The 17,496-nt window shown below is 63.3% G+C and carries 16 protein-coding genes; 15 read left to right on the forward strand and 1 reads right to left on the reverse strand.

The genetic code is table 11. The features are described 5' to 3' along the window. Positions 1 to 156: 156 nt before the first annotated feature. Together H578_RS0100255 and H578_RS0100260 are read left to right on the forward strand one after the other, a co-directional pair. A complete protein-coding gene (locus tag H578_RS0100255; RefSeq protein WP_022871706.1) occupies positions 157 to 2,307 on the forward strand; it encodes an OB-fold nucleic acid binding domain-containing protein in 2,151 nt (716 codons plus the stop codon). A gap of 21 nt (positions 2,308 to 2,328) precedes the next feature. Further along, a complete protein-coding gene (locus H578_RS0100260; protein ID WP_022871707.1) occupies positions 2,329 to 2,934 on the forward strand; it encodes a hypothetical protein in 606 nt (201 codons plus the stop codon). A 29-nt stretch (positions 2,935 to 2,963) separates the two neighbouring features. On the opposite strand, the gene H578_RS0100265 is transcribed toward H578_RS0100260, so the two are convergent. Then, the gene (locus H578_RS0100265; protein ID WP_022871708.1) at positions 2,964 to 3,635 is read right to left on the reverse strand and encodes a hypothetical protein; all 672 of its coding nucleotides are present in this window, start codon (positions 3,633 to 3,635) and stop codon (positions 2,964 to 2,966) included. Positions 3,636 to 3,818: 183 nt separating this feature from the next. On the opposite strand from H578_RS0100265, the gene H578_RS0100270 reads away from it, so the two are divergent. The 13 genes from H578_RS0100270 (at position 3,819) to rpsS (ending at position 17,477) form a co-directional block, all read left to right on the forward strand. Then, complete coding sequence (locus H578_RS0100270; RefSeq protein ID WP_022871709.1) at positions 3,819 to 5,711, forward strand: OmpA family protein; 1,893 nt, start codon at positions 3,819 to 3,821, stop codon at positions 5,709 to 5,711. Positions 5,712 to 5,822: 111 nt separating this feature from the next. Then, a complete protein-coding gene (locus H578_RS15320) occupies positions 5,823 to 7,184 on the forward strand; it encodes an OmpA family protein (RefSeq protein ID WP_022871710.1) in 1,362 nt (453 codons plus the stop codon). A gap of 266 nt (positions 7,185 to 7,450) precedes the next feature. Continuing rightward, positions 7,451 to 7,825 carry a 30S ribosomal protein S12 gene (gene rpsL / locus H578_RS0100280; RefSeq protein ID WP_022871711.1) on the forward strand — a complete coding sequence of 125 codons (375 nt, stop codon included), beginning with the start codon at positions 7,451 to 7,453 and terminating at the stop codon, positions 7,823 to 7,825. Then, positions 7,825 to 8,295, forward strand: a complete 471-nt coding sequence (rpsG, locus tag H578_RS0100285) for a 30S ribosomal protein S7 (protein ID WP_022871712.1) — start codon at positions 7,825 to 7,827, stop codon at positions 8,293 to 8,295. Before rpsL ends, rpsG begins: the two co-directional genes overlap by 1 nt. Positions 8,296 to 8,391: 96 nt before the next feature. Beyond that, on the forward strand, positions 8,392 to 10,455 hold the full coding sequence (gene fusA / locus H578_RS0100290; RefSeq protein WP_051130730.1) for an elongation factor G: 2,064 nt from the start codon (positions 8,392 to 8,394) through the stop codon (positions 10,453 to 10,455). Between the two features lie 191 nt (positions 10,456 to 10,646). Further along, positions 10,647 to 11,837 (forward strand): elongation factor Tu, encoded by a 1,191-nt coding sequence (gene tuf / locus H578_RS0100295; protein WP_022871714.1) that lies wholly within the window; start codon positions 10,647 to 10,649, stop codon positions 11,835 to 11,837. 233 nt (positions 11,838 to 12,070) lie between these two features. Then, positions 12,071 to 14,035 (forward strand): hypothetical protein, encoded by a 1,965-nt coding sequence (locus H578_RS0100300; protein ID WP_156837148.1) that lies wholly within the window; start codon positions 12,071 to 12,073, stop codon positions 14,033 to 14,035. 356 nt (positions 14,036 to 14,391) lie between these two features. After that, positions 14,392 to 14,700 (forward strand): 30S ribosomal protein S10, encoded by a 309-nt coding sequence (gene rpsJ / locus H578_RS0100305; RefSeq protein WP_022871716.1) that lies wholly within the window; start codon positions 14,392 to 14,394, stop codon positions 14,698 to 14,700. 19 nt (positions 14,701 to 14,719) lie between these two features. Then, positions 14,720 to 15,382 carry a 50S ribosomal protein L3 gene (rplC, locus tag H578_RS0100310; protein ID WP_022871717.1) on the forward strand — a complete coding sequence of 221 codons (663 nt, stop codon included), beginning with the start codon at positions 14,720 to 14,722 and terminating at the stop codon, positions 15,380 to 15,382. A 5-nt stretch (positions 15,383 to 15,387) separates the two neighbouring features. Next, positions 15,388 to 16,008 carry a 50S ribosomal protein L4 gene (gene rplD, locus H578_RS0100315; RefSeq protein ID WP_028463779.1) on the forward strand — a complete coding sequence of 207 codons (621 nt, stop codon included), beginning with the start codon at positions 15,388 to 15,390 and terminating at the stop codon, positions 16,006 to 16,008. Continuing rightward, on the forward strand, positions 16,005 to 16,313 hold the full coding sequence (rplW, locus tag H578_RS0100320) for a 50S ribosomal protein L23 (RefSeq protein ID WP_022871719.1): 309 nt from the start codon (positions 16,005 to 16,007) through the stop codon (positions 16,311 to 16,313). Before rplD ends, rplW begins: the two co-directional genes overlap by 4 nt. Before the next feature lie 33 nt (positions 16,314 to 16,346). After that, complete coding sequence (rplB, locus tag H578_RS0100325; protein ID WP_022871720.1) at positions 16,347 to 17,183, forward strand: 50S ribosomal protein L2; 837 nt, start codon at positions 16,347 to 16,349, stop codon at positions 17,181 to 17,183. Between the two features lie 12 nt (positions 17,184 to 17,195). Further along, complete coding sequence (gene rpsS, locus H578_RS0100330; protein ID WP_022871721.1) at positions 17,196 to 17,477, forward strand: 30S ribosomal protein S19; 282 nt, start codon at positions 17,196 to 17,198, stop codon at positions 17,475 to 17,477. Positions 17,478 to 17,496 lie beyond the last annotated feature (19 nt).

Raw genomic sequence — 17,496 nt, forward strand, 5'->3', positions numbered from 1 at the left:
ACCGTATAGAGGCCCGGATCCCCGTATGAGGGGGTCCGGGCCTCTGTCGTAGCCGCTTACTCCCAGCGATGACCAGCCCCGTTGCTAGGATGAAATGCACTCGTATTCGGTGAAGAACGTGTAGCTGTGGGGCGCACACTCAAGGGGGGGATTGCTGTGTCAGAGCAACGTCGGCGCGACGCGGACGGTCACTGGCGTGATGACTCCGACGAGGCTCTCGCGGCAGCCACCCCCCTGCCCATCAGCGAGGTGATCCTCCCCGAACGCCTCACCGAGGGCACCGCTGTTACCGTCACCGGCCGGATCACCGGTTTCGAGCTCGCCACTGACCACCCGCCGCGTGGAGCCGTGGACCTCATGTCCGAGGGTGCCACCGTACGGGTTGTCGTCAGGGGGTCGCTCTACGCCTCTGTCTTTCCCCGTCTACACCGCGGTGATACCGCTGAGGTGACCGGGCGCACCCTGCATTTCGATCAGGCAGTGTGGATTACCGCCGAGGAGATTACTGTCCCAGACCGGCAGAGCACTGAAACAGCCACTGAGCGGACAGAAACGGACGAAACGCACACTGAGCAAACGCCCACGAGCGAAACAGGCCCGAGCGAAACGTACCTTAGCGCAACACGCACAGACGTCACGGCCACTGAGGGCGCTTCCGAAAGGGAACAACCCCCGCGCGCGGAGGAGACCACGGCCGCGCGCATCACAGCTGATGACGGACCGGCCCACGATGAGGCAGTGACCCTCTCCGGCATGGTGGCCAGCTTCACGCACCGCACCTCAGCCCGGGGAAACCAGTACGGGATCCTCACCTTGGAGGATGCAAGTGGAAGGGTCGAGGTGGTGGCCAGAGAGAAGGTCTATCGGGCCGTTTCGTCCCGCGCCGGCGAAGGCGCCCGCCTCACCGTCCACGGCACAGTCAGCCGCCGGGATGCCGGAAGCTATCCGCCGCAGGTGATGGCGACCTTCATCTCCGTGGAGAAAGAAGGGCGCGTCCAGGAGTCTGCGGACCACCCTTCCCACTCGTCCTCTGGCGTGGGCAACCGGAAGAATACGACGTCGAAGGCCCCTCCCACAGGTCCCATCCGGGAGCAGGACCCTCTACGGCTGCTAGGTATTGATGCCCTGGAGCGGTTGAAGATTCCGCTTCAGCAACTTTCCTGGCTGCCGATCGCCGAACTGCAGAACAAAAAGCTGAAGGACAGTGGAGAACCCGTCCGGGTCAATCGTTCGGTGTTTGAAGATGGCCTGAGCATCGTAACGAAACTGCGTCTGGTGTTGCTGACACTGGTGGGGTTCTGGCTGGCGACCTACCTGGTGCGGATGGTCCTCGCCTGGGACCTGCCGGCGCAGACCGAGGGTGCCAGCGCCTGGGCGGGTGCTCTGTGGTCGGTGCCCGTGGCCCCGGCACTTGCCCTGTGGATGGGGCGCAGAACGTATCAGCTGCGGGCCGGCCGGGGTGCGCTGAACTGGGCCGGTTGGACGAAGTACGTGCTGTACCTGCTCTTCGCCGAGGTCGTGCTCTTCCAGGCGGGTATCCCGGTGCTGAGCTCGGTGTTGTTCATCGCTTTGACCGAGGTTGGACGTCAGTACCGGGAGAAGCTGTGGCGGTGGCGGAAACTCAATGAGCGGTCCACGGCGAACGAACCGCGACGCTCCCTGAGCCTGGCCGAGGAGAAGAAGCGTGCCATCCTCCCGGCGGAGGAGATCCGTCGGGAGAGGGAGTGGGGGACCCCGGGAGGCAATGTCGCCGACAGCGAGAAGACCTTCGGTGCCGATGCAACCACCATGGGTGTCAAAGGTGAACGCATGACGAAGCAACTGATGGACGTCTTCCTCGGCTTACCGGGGGAGAGTCCCGGCATTCCCGGCGTCCGGGTCATCCACAGTCTGGGTGTGCCGGGTACGGATAAAGCCGATATCGACCACGCGATTCTTTGCGGAGATCGCCTGGTCCTCGTCGACGCCAAGCTCTACGCCCCCGGTGACTATTTCTGGCTCGACGGGAAGGTGCACCGGCGTCGCGCCGACGGCGGAGCCGAGGTGCGGGGCGAACCCATGGTGTATGCCCTTCAGCGATTTGCAGACCTCTTCCCGCACCTTCAGATTCGCCCTGTGGTGGTGCTGCACTGTGGTGACGAGACCGGTGAGATCCGCACCAATAACGTGGAGGCCAAGAAACGCGGTCTGCCCGAATTGATGACCCCTGAAGAGTTCCTCGAAGAGATTGGTAGTTGGCTGGTCCCCGTCGGCGACGAACCGATCCGGGCCAAGACCCTGACCCGCCTGACCAGGATGGCCGTCTAGAGGAAGAAAGGCTTGCTCGTTATGGAGTTGACTCAAACCTTATTCATCGCTTTACAGGGTGTGGCCACGGGCCTGGCTGTGCTGGTAGCCGCGATTGCCTACATGAAGGATCGTGAACGCATCCACGATGACCGGCTCGAACGCCGGCGCCGGCATGAACAAGATTCCATGGAGCAGGCGACCAAGCTCTCCGCCTGGATGGGGCAGGAGATCGCCGCCGGGGGACTGGAGTCTGCACGGGCACAGATCTCCCCGAAATCCCGAGGACTGCTGCTCTCCAATGACTCCGAGGGATCCTTCTACAACCTGGAGATCGACGTCACCTTCGGGGAGGAGAGCAAAGCCGTTACTGTCTCCCCGCAGGTCAAAGTCCTCCCACCCGGGCGCTATTACTCCGCCGGGCCGCAGGTAGGTTCTCCGAACTGGCACTTTCCCCAGGCGGTGGAGGCCCTGCAAACCACATTCACGCCCTACGCCGGTACAGATAGGTTCAAAGTGCTTTCGGTGAAGTTCACCGACTCGTTCAACCAGCGGTGGCATATGAACCACGCCGGGGTGCTCACCTATTTAGAAGACGTCGCCAGTCACGGGCAGGGCATCGCCCCGCTGCGTAAGAAGCAGAAATAGCCGCGGCAGAGACCCGCTGGTGGTGCCCCTCAGCTTCCGGTCTGCTGTGAGGTTGCGAAGGAGGAGCCGCTCCGGCTCGGCTGCCACCTCAGGCGGCGGAGTTTCGCCCGGCCCAGGCGGAACGCTTCCGTCGCGATCCACAACGCAATCATCACCAGGGTGTAGATCCACCACCCGTGACTATTCCACCGGACGATGCCCGGTTCCGTGGAACTGAGCCATCCGCCCGAGGCCAACGGGGCAAGGACCACGGCGCCGATGATGACCACCGTGAGCGAACACCCTCCAACATCACGAGCGAAGACCCGGTAGAGGGCTGCAGGTAGGAATACCAGCAGGGAGGGAGCCAAGAAGAACAGCAGAAGGGCGAACACCTGCAACCACATCACCGGCCCGTACTCATCCGGGTAATCCTCGCGGGCCATCTCCAGTGCGGGAGCGGCCATCCAGGTCAGCAGAGCCCCGGCCGCTACGAGGGCCACAGCACCGAGGACCAACCGGGTGGTTGCCTCCTTGCGCACTTGTCGCTTCCAGGCGGGCATGCCGGACTCTCCGCCGTTACCGCGGGCTGCATTGCCATACCCTGAGCCAGTCGCCGTCGAGTGATCCCCAGCGAGGTGGGCAATGAACCAGCCGAGGGCGAAGATCACCGCCGCAGCGGCTTGCAGCATCCACGTGTCAATGTCTGCCAGGAATTCCACGGCGTACTCCCCTCATCAGTGCGACCTAGCCCTCACTCTATCGAGAGGTGACTATCGCAGAGCCCGATGCCACCGCCCGCTATATTGATGAGTGACGGAGGCAACTTTTCCGCTGCGGGCTACGACTCACAGGTGTCACCACAGTGGTGGCTGTGAACGGATCACGCTGCAAGGAGCGAACGGATGAGCACCCTGACCCCTGACACCCCGCCCTCAGGTACGTCCTTTCGAGGTCGCTGCCCGACACCTACTCAGTCCGCTGAGATCCTCACCCGCGCTCGCCGAAGAGGCCACCGGCGCCTGGTCGCCGGCCTGGGGCTGAGCGCCGCCCTGGGGCTCACCGCCTGTTTTCCGGAGGGGCAGGCGGAGTTCGAGGATGTCGACTCCGGCGAAGACACTCAGACCACAGAAGAGCCCGACGACGCCGAGGAGGGGAACCAGACCCAGGCCGCCACCGAGCAGACTGACCAGGACAATTCCCCCGCGGACGCCGACGCTGGGGTCACTGTCGAGAAGACATTCGTCCACAAGGGTGTCCTTGGCTCCGGTGAGGAGATCACCATGGAGCTGACCGCCGGACCCATCGTTGCCGAGGGTGACCTGGCCGCAGTCCCCTTGCACCTGGAATTCGTCACCGGGGAGGGAACTGTCATGCCGCGTGATCTCTTCCACGGTCTGGTGGGGATCACCGACGCAGAATCTGCCGGAGGTCAGGTCCGTCTCATCGATCACGAGGCGATGACCGTTGCAGAACTGGCCCGTCGTGACGGTGGAGAGGGGCAGATCGCCTCATATTGCGACGCCACCGGAGACAGCTTCCAATGCGCCACCGAGCCCGGGGAGACGATGTCCTGGACCGGAGTGTTTGCCGCTCCAGAGGGGGAGACCGCTAGTGTGCTGCTGCCACACTTCGGACTGGTCACCGGGGTCCCCGTAGTGGAGGGTGACCTCCATGACGCCCACCCCACCGGGAGCTCGGAGAACTACGGGGATATGGTCGGCGAAGCCTATGACCTGGTGACCTGGCGGCAGTCTCCGCATTACTCCGTGGACGTCGAGGGGGAGGAGACCACCGTCAGTCTGCCCTCCGATGTGCTCTTCGACGTCGACTCCGCTGATCTCTCCGACGAGGCAGATGAAGCTCTGCAAGCCGCCGCCGAGGAGATGGAAGGCACCGAAGGTGGCCAGTTGCAGATCATCGGACACACGGACAACGTCCTCGACGAGGAGTACAACCAGGTGCTCTCCGAGGAGCGGGCGGAGGCCGTCCACGCTCGGCTCGAGGAACTCACTGATCTGGATGCCTTCGACGAGGTCGCCGTCTCAGGGGAATCATTCCGTGAACCGATTGCCGACAACACCTCGGAAGAGGGCCGTGCCCTCAACCGCCGGGTGGAGCTGCACTTCACCACGGTGACCCCGGACGAGGAGATCGAAGTCACCGGTGAGCTGCCCGAGCCTTACGGTCCGGTCGCCTCAGCGGATGAGACCCTGCGTCTGGTCAACGGCGGCCACGGTCCCAACGCCGGAGAGGAGTTGGACCTAGAGGTGGACAGTGTCCAACGTGCTGACGGGCTCGTCGTCGTCGGTCTGCGTGTCACCGCCGTGGAGGATGACCAGTTTCTGGACTGGCCGCTGGAGACCGGCATCAGCACCATCCATGGAGGGATGGCGCAACTGGGTGCGGTGGACCTGCCGTACTTGGCAGCCGGTGACCAGTGGGTCGAGCCGCTGCGCTACTTCCCCGGAGACATCGAACTCGACGAGCAAGCTCCCGAAGAGACTGACCTGCACCGCCGGGACTACCGCCTGCTGACGGATGCGCTCTTCGCCTTCGCCAAGACGTACGACGCCGGTGAATCTGCAGTCGCTTATCTCGTCTATCCCGATCTCGGCGTCGACGAGGTGACCCTCGAAGCACCGGGCGAGGATGAGGACACCAGCCAACTGCAGCGCGGATTCGGGGTGAACCCCTTCCGATTCGAAGACGTCCCCGTCACCGATATCGACAGCAACACTGACCGGGCGGAGGACGGCGACCCGGAAGACGATGAGGCTGAAGACTCAGACGAATGAGGGACAGATCAGCTATGCGTTGCAATTGCGAATTTGCTGTGGCATGCTGGGGCGTATCGCGAGACCTCCGCACCGCCCCGAAGTGGAGCCTAAGCATCGAGGAGTAGAGCAATGCGCAGCACGGATCCCACACCCCGCGAGGCCCTGATGAGTTTGCCGCAGAAAACACTCGTCCGCCGTGGTGGACCGGCGGCCGCTCCGCTGACCGGGTTCTGTCTGCTCGCACTGCTGACCAGCTCCTGCGCCATCCTGGACTTCCCCCAGGGTGGCGGCTCCACTGAAGAGACCCCGCCTGTGGAGGAAACTCCCGAAGAAACGGACTCCCCGGATGAGACCCCGGAGGCGGGGGAGGATGCCACCCAGGCGCCCGGTTCCGATGAGGTCCTCACTGCTGAGGTCGACGAGCCCATCACTCTCCAGGAATGTGAAGAGGCCGAGGAAGATGACGACGTCGCCCGCGTGACCTGGCTCGATGACGTCACCATGGAGGAGCAAGAGTACAGCGGCACCGAGGATGAAGTGATCGAGATCAACGGTCAGCAGATCGAGCTTCCCGGCGCACCGGCGGTCATTATCCCCGAGCGGGTGGGGCAAGCCGGTTGCATCATCGAATACCAGGCCCCCGGTGCCTGTTTGCCCCGAGTGGAGATCTCCCGGGGCTACCTGCCCGGAGTCACTCTGCCCGAGCGCAGTATCCCGCAGGTTGACTTGCCTGATGGCACCATCTTGGAGGAAGTCGCTCAGGAGGAGATCGTGATCGACGCGATCGAGGTTGATGGTGTCGTCGCTGAGGAAGTCTGCCAAGAGGAAGACGACGACCTGGAAGAGGGCGATGTGGTCTGGGGTGTCACGCGCTGGTCAGAGACGCGCTGGTCAGAAACCCAGTGGTCAGAGACCCAGTGGTCAGAGACGCGCTGGTCAGAACGGCTCGACGACGTCACCGCCCCCACGATGTCCCTGCAGAGCATCTCAGCAAGTAGTCTCAGTCTGCCTACGGTGACGATCCCGACCGAGAGGCTGGAAACCTACCGGCTCGACGGCAGTGACCACACCGAGCGCACTGATGACGACGATGCGGTCTCTTATATCACCGAAGGTGATGTCCTCTTCGACAGTGATGAGTACGAACTGCGCTCAGATGCCGAAAGTGAGCTTGAGGCGATCGCCGAAGACATCGCCGCACGCGACGACGACTTTGTCATCGTCGTCGAAGGGCATACCGACAACCTGCCCACCGAGGTCTACGACGACAATGATGAACTCTCCGAACTGCGCGCGGAGTCGGTTGTTGAATGGCTGGTGACCAACGCCGACGTCGACGTCGATGTCATCACAGCCATTGGCCGCGGGGAGGACTATCCCCGGGCGGATAACGACACCGAGGAAGGCCGAGCGGAGAACCGCCGCGTCGTCATCACGGTGTACCCCGAAGACGCCGAGGATGAAATCGACTATGACCTCGAGGATGAGTAGCCTGGCGCGAGCGTCCTCCCATGGTTTCGCTTGAGTCGAGATGACCTGGTATCGTTGACTTGATTGTTTCTGTGTGGCAAAGGACTCGGTCCGGGTTGCGGGGTTAGTGCGCAACGAATGCCACCTTTTTGCGCGTCTGAATGACATCGGCCGTGCGCAGGGAGCCCGCAAGGGCATCCGGCGAGAAAGGGTGGCGCCGCCCCCGCCGCAGAGACTGCCCGGCCGAGCAGCGGCCTCAAGACCTGAACAACGATGGAGAACGCATAGTGCCTACTATTCAACAGCTGGTGCGCAAGGGGCGTAACCCCAAGCGCAGCAAGAACAACACCCCTGCCCTGCAGGGGTCCCCGATGCGCCGCGGCGTCTGCACCCGCGTCTACACCACCACCCCGAAGAAACCGAACTCCGCACTGCGTAAGGTCGCCCGTGTGCGCCTCGGTGGCGGCGTCGAAGTCACCGCCTACATTCCCGGTGAAGGCCACAACCTGCAGGAGCACTCCATCGTGCTCGTGCGCGGCGGTCGTGTGAAGGACCTCCCCGGTGTGCGCTACAAGATCGTCCGCGGCGCCCTCGACACCCAGGGTGTCAAGGGTCGCGGCCAGGCCCGCAGCCGCTACGGCGCGAAGAAGGAGAAGAAGTAATGCCTCGTAAGGGACCCGCACCCAAGCGCCCGCTCGTTCAGGACCCCGTCCACGGCTCCCCGCTGGTCACCCAGCTGATTAACAAGGTGCTCGTCGATGGTAAGAAATCCACTGCTGAGCGCATCGTCTACGGCGCTCTCGACGGTGTCGCCCAGAAGACCGGCGAAGACTCCGTCGCGGTGCTGAAGAAAGCCATGGATAACGTCCGCCCGGCTCTGGAGGTCCGCTCCCGCCGCGTCGGCGGTGCCACCTACCAGGTGCCCGTTGAGGTCAAGCCCGGCCGTGCGACTGCCCTGGCCCTGCGCTGGCTGGTCGGTTACGCCAAGGATCGCCGCGAGAAGACGATGACCGAGCGGCTGATGAACGAGATTCTCGACGCCTCCAACGGCCTCGGCGCCGCAGTGAAGCGCCGTGAAGACACCCACAAGATGGCTGAGGCCAACAAGGCCTTCGCTCACTACCGCTGGTAAGACCTCCCACACCTGAAGCAACCACTTAAAGGGGAAAACACCGTGGCACAACAAGAGGTGCTCACTGACCTGAAGAAGGTCCGCAACATCGGCATCATGGCCCACATCGATGCCGGGAAGACCACCACCACTGAACGCATCCTGTTCTACACCGGGCTCAACCACAAGATCGGTGAGACCCACGATGGTGCTTCCACCACGGACTGGATGGAACAGGAGAAGGAGCGCGGCATCACCATCACCTCCGCCGCGGTGACCTGCTTCTGGGAGAACAACCAGATCAACATCATCGACACCCCCGGTCACGTCGACTTCACCGTCGAGGTGGAGCGCGCACTGCGCGTGCTCGACGGTGCCGTTGCCGTTTTCGATGGTAAAGAAGGTGTCGAGCCGCAGTCGGAGACCGTGTGGCGTCAGGCGGATAAGTACAACGTGCCGCGCATCTGCTTCGTCAACAAGATGGACAAGCTCGGTGCCGACTTCTACTTCACCGTGGACACCATCAAGTCCCGCCTGGGCGCCAAGCCGCTGGTGATGCAGCTGCCCATTGGTGCGGAGAACGACTTTGTCGGCGTCGTCGACCTGCTTTCCATGAAGGCGCTGGTCTGGCCTGGCGACGCTAAGGGCGATGTCACCATGGGTGCCGAGTACGAGACCCGTGAGATCCCCGATGACCTCAAAGAGCGTGCCGAGGAGTACCGCAACGAGCTCATCGAGAACGTGGCCGAGGCCGACGAAGAGCTCATGGAGAAGTACCTCGAAGGCGAAGAGCTCACCATCGATGAGCTGAAGTCCGGTATCCGTAAGATCACCATCGCCGGTGAGGCCTATCCGGTCTTCTGTGGTTCGGCGTTCAAGAACCGCGGTGTCCAGCCGATGCTCGACGCCGTCGTCGACTTCCTGCCTTCCCCGGCAGATGTCGAGGCCATGGAGGGGCACAAGCCCGGTGATGAAGAGACCGCGCTGACCCGTAAGCCCGCCAAGGACGAGCCGTTCTCCGCCCTGGCGTTCAAGATCGCAGCCCACCCGTTCTTCGGGCAGCTGACTTACATTCGCGTCTACTCCGGCAAGCTGTCCTCCGGTGCCCAGGTGCTGAACTCCACCAAGGGCAAGAAGGAGCGCATCGGCAAGCTCTTCCAGATGCACGCCAACAAGGAGAACCCGGTCGAGGAGATCCAGGCCGGGCACATCTACGCGGTCATTGGCCTGAAGGACACCACCACCGGTGACACGCTGTGTGACCCCAACGACCCCATCGTTCTGGAGTCCATGACGTTCCCCGAGCCGGTGATCTCGGTGGCCATCGAGCCGAAGTCCAAGGGTGACCAGGAGAAGCTCTCCACGGCCATCCAGAAGCTCGCCGCCGAGGACCCCACCTTCACCGTGCACCAGAACGACGAGACCGGCCAGACCGAGATTGGCGGAATGGGCGAGCTCCACCTCGACATCCTGGTTGACCGGATGAAGCGCGAGTTCAAGGTCGAGGCCAATGTCGGCAAGCCGCAGGTGGCCTACCGCGAGACCATCAAGAAGAAGGTCGAAAAGGTCGAGTACACCCACAAGAAGCAGACCGGTGGCTCCGGCCAGTTCGCCAAGGTGCTCGTGGACTTCGAACCCCTGGACACCACTGACGGCGAGCTCTACGAGTTCGAGAACGCCGTCACCGGTGGTCGCATCCCGCGTGAGTACATCCCATCGGTGGACGCCGGCATCCAGGACGCCATGCAGCTGGGTATCCTCGCCGGTTACCCGGTGGTCGGCGTCAAGGCCACCCTGCGTGACGGTCAGTACCACGATGTTGACTCCTCGGAAATGGCGTTCAAGCTCGCCGGCTCCCAGGTCTTCAAAGAAGGCGCCCGCCGTGCCAACCCGGTGCTGTTGGAGCCCATGATGTCTGTGGAGGTCCGCACCCCCGAGGAGTACATGGGCGATGTCATTGGTGATCTGAACTCCCGCCGCGGTCAGATCCAGTCCATGGACGATGCCGCAGGAGTCAAAGTGGTCAAGGCCCTGGTGCCGCTGAGCGAAATGTTCGGCTACATCGGGGAACTGCGCTCCCGCACCCAGGGGCGCGCCGTGTTCACCATGCACTTCGACTCCTACGCCGAGGTCCCCAAGGCTGTGGCCGAGGAGATCATCGAGAAGAACCGCGGGGAATAATCCTCCGCCCACCTCTTCACCGCTCGGTCCGCAGTGAGCTCCGGAACACTGCGGACCGGGCGAAGCTCGTCATAAACCCGGAGAATTTCCCGAAAACACCTGTGCTTAGTAGACTTACGAGAGTTTCAGCGTAGGACACCCCTGTGCCTGAAGTGAGTCTTCTGACCTGACACGTTCTATAGGAGGAACCTGTGGCCAAGGCAAAGTTCGAGCGGACTAAGCCGCACCTCAACATCGGCACCATCGGTCACGTCGACCACGGTAAGACGACGCTGACCGCTGCGATCTCCAAGGTGCTTGCAGACAAGTACCCGGACCTCAACGAGGCCAAGGACTTCGCCGGTATCGACAACGCTCCCGAGGAGCGCGAGCGCGGCATCACCATCAACGTTTCCCACGTTGAGTACCAGACCGAGAAGCGGCACTACGCCCACGTCGACGCCCCTGGCCACGCCGACTACGTGAAGAACATGATCACCGGTGCTGCTCAGATGGACGGTGCGATCCTCGTGGTTGCCGCCACCGACGGTCCGATGGCGCAGACCCGTGAGCACGTCCTGCTCGCCAAGCAGGTCGGTGTTCCCGCCCTGCTGGTCGCCCTGAACAAGGCTGACATGGTCGATGACGAAGAGCTCCTCGACCTCGTCGAGATGGAAGTCCGCGAGCTGCTCTCCGACCAGGAGTTCGACGGCGACAACGCTCCCGTTGTCCGCACCTCCGGCCTGAAGGCCCTCGAAGGCGATGCCGAGTGGGTCAAGACCGTCGAAGAGCTGATGGACGCCGTTGATGAGTACATCCCCGAGCCGGAGCGTGACAAGGACAAGCCGTTCTTGATGCCCATCGAGGACGTCTTCACCATCACCGGTCGCGGTACTGTGGTCACCGGTCGCGCCGAGCGCGGCACCCTGGCCATCAACTCCGAGGTCGAGATCATCGGTCTGCGGGAGAAGCAGAAGACCACCGTTACCGGTATCGAGATGTTCCACAAGCAGCTCGACGAGGCCTGGGCCGGCGAGAACTGCGGTCTGCTGCTGCGTGGTCTCAAGCGTGACGACGTCGAGCGTGGCCAGGTCGTGGCTGCCCCCGGCTCCATCACTCCGCACACCAAGTTCGAGGCCAACGTCTACATCCTCTCCAAGGATGAAGGCGGCCGGCACAACCCCTTCTACACCAACTACCGTCCGCAGTTCTACTTCCGGACCACGGACGTCACTGGTGTCATCGAGCTGCCGGAGGGCACTGAGATGGTCATGCCTGGTGACAACACCGAGATGACCGTTGAGCTCATCCAGCCCATCGCGATGGAAGAGGGCCTCGGCTTCGCCATCCGTGAGGGTGGCCGCACCGTCGGCTCCGGACGTGTCACCAAGATCATCGAGTGACATTCTTCAGCTGATGCAGGTCACCTTGCCGGTGGCCCCGGGCTTCCCCGGATAACACCGGCAGCACTGGCCGAATACTGGCTGAAGAGCACAGCATGAAAGCCCCCGGCTCCCGCTTGAGGTGAGAGCACGGGGGCTTTCGTGTGCCCGGCGGGGTAGTCACGACCTAGACCAGCTGCGGGGCATACACTGTGCCCGCCAGGTGCATCACTGACTCAAGGAGGCCGCGCAGCATGGAATGGGTCGCTCTGGCACTCTTCGTCCTGGCGATTCTCTTCGCCATCCCCTTCGGTATCGGTATGGCCGTGGGATACCCGCTCGGCAAACGAAAGGGACGTCGCGAAACCCAGAACGAGACAGTAGTCACCCCATCGACAAGACCATCGGTCCCGCCAAGGGGATCTCTGCCGTACGGAGGACCACAGGACGCTGGGCCTCAACAGGGCCAACCATGGGGTGGCGCACCTGGGCCCGATCCCTCCTGGCAACGAGGCGGCACACCGTCTGCGGCCCCTTCGGTGGCGTCGGACCGTCTCTCCACTGAGAGTCGAGTCATCAATGTAGCCCTCTATATCGGCGGACTGCTCATCACCGCTGCGGCCCTGTCCTTCGTTGCCGTGGTGCAGAACGCCGCCGTGACGGCCATTGCTCTGTTGGCTGCTTTTCTCCTCTTCGCCGCCGCCGGATACCTCCTGGCCGTGGCCGTGCCCATGCTCAAGCCGGCTGGACTCGCCCTATTCGGCACATCTCTCGCGCTGTTCGCCGTCGCCGCCGTCCCCGTGAATCAGGCGTTCATTGGATTCGGGCAGCTCACCTGGTTGATCTTCAGTCTGGGGGGACTGGTGATCTACGGTGCCGCCGCGGTGCACTTGGATAGCCGGCTTCTTGGCTACCTGGTGATCCCCTTCCTCTACTCGGCCCTGTTTTCCAGCACCGCGGTGATCCAACCGGCGCTGGTCGTCACACTGACGGCCATCATCCTGCTGTGCACACTTGTCCAGACGGCGATCCTTGCTCTGGGAGAACGGGTCCCGACTGTGTTGCGTCGTCCCTTCGGGCACCTACACTGGGCGGTTATCCCCGGGGTGATCCTCGCCTGCGTCCTCATCGGCGATGAACTCGGCAGCTTCGACTACACCATCATCTTCACCGCCGCCACGTTCTACTACACCGTCAGTGCGGTGCGCCCGCCTGCGGCGGGCTTCACGGGAACGCTGCGGATCGTCTACGCCATGGCCGCTCGGGCTGCGGCCACTGCCGCGCTTATCAGTCTGATGAGTGGGTTCGACGCCGACCTGCAGCTTGCAGTGCTCATGCTGAGTCTGTGGTGTCTGCTGGTGCATCTATCCGTGGTGTACGGACCGGAGCGGAGTCGTAACGGCCAGGGAGTCGTGAGCCAGGTCGCGCGGTCAGCCAGTCTGGGCACGGCCCTGTTCCTCATCGCCGGTGGACACTTCCTGCTGCACATCGAGCTGTCCTCGAGAAGCGAATCGGGACTCTACGAGCATCTCTGGGTCATCGCGGTGATGCTCGTCGCCTTGCTCATCTGCTTCCATGAGCTGCTCCATCACCGTCCTGAGCGGGCTCGGCGGTGGGTTCTACGCGCCTTCTTTGGTGCAGCTGTGCTGGGTTCTGTCTTCTTCACACCGCTCTACGCAGTGGCCTGGATGATTCTCTGGATGCTCACCGAACTGCTGCTTTCCCGGCGCGAGGTCTTACTGGTCACCCAGCGGATCCTCGCAGTGGGTTTGGCTGCTGTCGTCGGCTGGGCCGTGGTGGATGCCACCGAGGATGTCGGCGTGTTCTCCGCAGTGCTGTTGATCGTCCTGCTGCTGACCTTAACCAATGAGGCTCTGACCCCGGCCGCCAGCCGCTCACCAGCGGTCTCCCTGGCTCATGCCATCAGTGCTGGGGTCTTAGCCAGCGTGCTGGCATTGATCGCGATCTTCTCCGATGGGCTCATCGTCCAGGTGGCGCCGCTGGCCGGGGCCGTGGCGATGATCGTCTTCGGCATGATCCGGGGGAGTCGGACTGGAGCCTACTGGGGTGCAGTTATCATTGTGCTCAGTGTGCTGTGGTCGCTACGCGACACTGCATGGGCCGTCATTGCGGTGCTTGGCCTGTTGCTCATCTCGGCCGGAGTCTGGCGTCTGATCGTCATCCAACGCCGTGGAGTTGCACGGCACCACAGTTCGTGACACTATAGACAAGTTGCTCAGGGACAGATGCGTCCCGGCGTGCCCTCGGGGCCCGCTTCGAGCGAGAAAGCCCCACAAACAAGACCGGAACCTGCGGGTGCCGCTGTGCGCTCATCTCGAGTGTATTCAAAGCGACACGCCCGACCGCGGGGGACGGAGGCCGGCCGGCTGAGGAACCCGCATACCGCGGATTCAGTCGGACCGGAGCGCCCATCAGGCCCCAAGGTCTGATATACGGGCGGCCGCAACTGCAGAAGGTGTTGAAGATCTTTCTGGGACTTCCGCGTCCTGACCGCAGTGAGCAGGCCTGCCCGCGACGAACGATGTGAAAGCTGACCAGAAAGAGGCTCAACGCCATGGCGGGACAGAAAATCCGCATCCGGCTGAAGTCGTATGACCACGAGGTCATCGACACCTCGGCCCGGAAGATCGTCGACACGGTCACGCGCGCAGGCGCCACGGTGGTCGGTCCCGTGCCGCTGCCGACTGAGAAGAACGTCTACGCCGTGATCCGTTCTCCTCACAAGTACAAGGACTCCCGCGAGCACTTCGAGATGCGCACACATAAGCGCCTCATCGACATCGTGGACCCCACACCGAAGGCTGTCGACTCCCTGATGCGTCTCGACCTGCCTGCAGACGTCAACATCGAGATCAAGCTCTAAGGGAGGTGCGCCAGAGACGATGACTAACATTTCCCGCACTGAACTGCCTGTGAAGGGACTGCTGGGCACCAAGCTCGGCATGACCCAGGTCTGGGACGAGGACAACAACATCGTTCCCGTCACCGTCATCCAGGCTGACTCCAATGTCGTCACCCAGGTCCGCACTGAGGACACCGACGGCTACAACGCGGTGCAGATCGGCTACGGCCAGATCGACCCGCGCAAGGTGACCAAGCCCCTGGCTGGCCACTTCGAGAAGGCCGGGGTGACCCCCCGCCGCCACGTGGTCGAGGTCCGCACCTCCGACGCCGGCGACTATGAGCTTGGCCAGGACCTCTCCGTCGAGGTCTTCGAGTCCGGTCAGAAGGTCGACGTCATCGGTAAAACCAAGGGCAAGGGCTTCGCCGGTGTGATGAAGCGCCACGGCTTCGCCGGCGTGGGTGCCTCCCACGGCCAGCACAAGAACCACCGCAAGCCTGGCTCCATCGGTGGTGCCGCCACCCCGGGCCGTGTCTTCAAGGGCCAGCGGATGGCCGGCCGGATGGGCAACGCCCGCCACACCACGCACAACCTCACCGTCCACGCCGTGGACGCCGAGAAGAACCTGCTGCTCGTCAAGGGTGCCGTTCCCGGCCCCAAGGGCGGGGTCATCCTGGTCCGCACGGCAGTGAAGGGAGCATGACCACTATGGCTACCAAGGTATCCGTCGACCTCCCCGCTGAGGTCTTCGACGTCCCCACCAATAACGCCCTGATTCACCAGGTCGTCGTCGCCCAGCAGGCTGCTGCCCGCCAGGGGACACACAAGACCAAGACCCGCTCCGAGGTCTCCGGCACGACGGCCAAGCCGTTCCGCCAGAAGGGGACCGGCCGGGCTCGCCAGGGTTCGATGATCGCCCCGCACATGGTTGGCGGTGGCATCGTCCACGGCCCAACCCCGCGCAACTACGCCCAGCGCACGCCGAAGAAGATGAAGGCCGCTGCCCTGCGCGGTGCCCTCTCTGACCGGGCTCGCAACGGCCGGGTGCACGTGGTGGACTCCATCGCCGCGGAGAAGCCCTCCACTAAGGCAGCCAAAGAGGCTCTGGCCTCCATTGGCGGTCAGGGCCGGAACTGGCTGGTTGTTATTGGCCGCGACGAGGACAACACCGCGCTGTCGGTGCGCAACCTCCCCGAGGTGCACACCCTCTACGCCGACCAACTGAACACCTATGACGTGCTCGTCGCCGACGACGTCGTGTTCACTCAGGCCGGTTATGACGCGTTCATCGCCCAGGCCACCGGAGCGAAGAAGGAGGACACCAAGTGAGCGTCCTGACTGAAAAGGACCCCCGCGACGTCGTGATCGCCCCGGTGATCTCGGAGAAGTCCTACAACAACATCGACGAGGGCAAGTACACCTTCCTCGTCGCGACCTCGGCCACTAAGCCGGAGATCAAGTACGCCGTGGAGAAGATCTTCGGCGTCAAGGTCGACAAGGTCAACACGATCAACCGCCAGGGCAAGCGCCGCCGCACCCGCTTCGGGTGGGGTAAGCGCAATGACACCAAGCGTGCGGTCGTCACCCTCAAAGAGGGCTACGCAATTGACATCTTCGGAGGAGCCGCGGCCTAGGTCGTGCGCGCCACTTGATCGAAGGAAGAGAACATGGCTATCCGTAACCTCAAGCCGACCACACCGGGCCAGCGCGGCTCGTCCGTGGCCGACTTCGCAGAGATCACCCGGGACACCCCGGAGAAGTCCCTGCTGCGCCCGCTGACCAAGACCGGCGGCCGTAACGGCCAGGGCAAGATCACCACCCGCCACAAGGGGGGTGGCCACAAGCGCCAGTACCGCGTGATCGATTTCCGCCGCTCCGATAAGGACGGTGTCCCCGCCAAGGTCGCCCACATCGAATACGACCCGAACCGCACAGCGCGCATCGCCCTGCTGCACTACGCTGACGGCACTAAGCGCTACATCCTGGCCCCGGCCCGGCTGAAGCAGGGTGACGCCATCGAGTCCGGACCCAACGCGGACATCAAGCCTGGCAATAACCTGCCGCTGCGCCACATCCCGCTGGGTACTGTCATCCACGCGGTGGAGCTGCGTCCCGGCGGTGGCGCCAAACTGGGCCGCTCGGCCGGTGCCGGTATCCAACTGGTTGCCCGCGAAGGCAAATACGCCCAGCTGCGTCTGCCCTCTGGAGAAGTCCGCAACGTCGATGTGCGCTGCCGCGCCACTGTCGGCCAGGTGGGCAACGCCGAACAGTCCAACATCAGCTGGGGCAAGGCCGGACGGATGCGCTGGAAGGGCGTGCGCCCCACTGTCCGTGGTGTGGTCATGAACCCCGTCGACCACCCGCACGGTGGTGGTGAGGGTAAGACCTCCGGCGGTCGCCACCCGGTCAACCCCAACGGTAAGCCCGAGGGCCGCACCCGCCGCCCGAACAAGGAGAGCGACAAGCTCATCGTGCGTCGCCGTCGTAAGAAGAACAAGCGATAGGAGCCTGGAAACATGCCACGCAGCTTGAAGAAGGGCCCCTTCGTTGATCAGCACCTGTACCTCAAAGTCCAGGCTGAGAACGAAAAGGGCACCAAGAACGTCATCAAGACCTGGTCCCGCCGTTCCATGATCATCCCTGACATGCTCGGCCACACCATTGCCGTGCACGACGGCCGCAAGCACATCCCCGTGTTCATCACCGAGTCGATGGTCGGGCACAAGCTCGGCGAGTTCGCTCCGACCCGGACTTTCCGCGGACATGTGAAGGACGACAAGAAGGGCAAGCGCCGCTAAGCGCTGTCCCTCTGACGAG

The sequence above is a fragment of the Nesterenkonia alba DSM 19423 genome, assembly GCF_000421745.1.
Taxonomy (GTDB): domain Bacteria; phylum Actinomycetota; class Actinomycetes; order Actinomycetales; family Micrococcaceae; genus Nesterenkonia; species Nesterenkonia alba.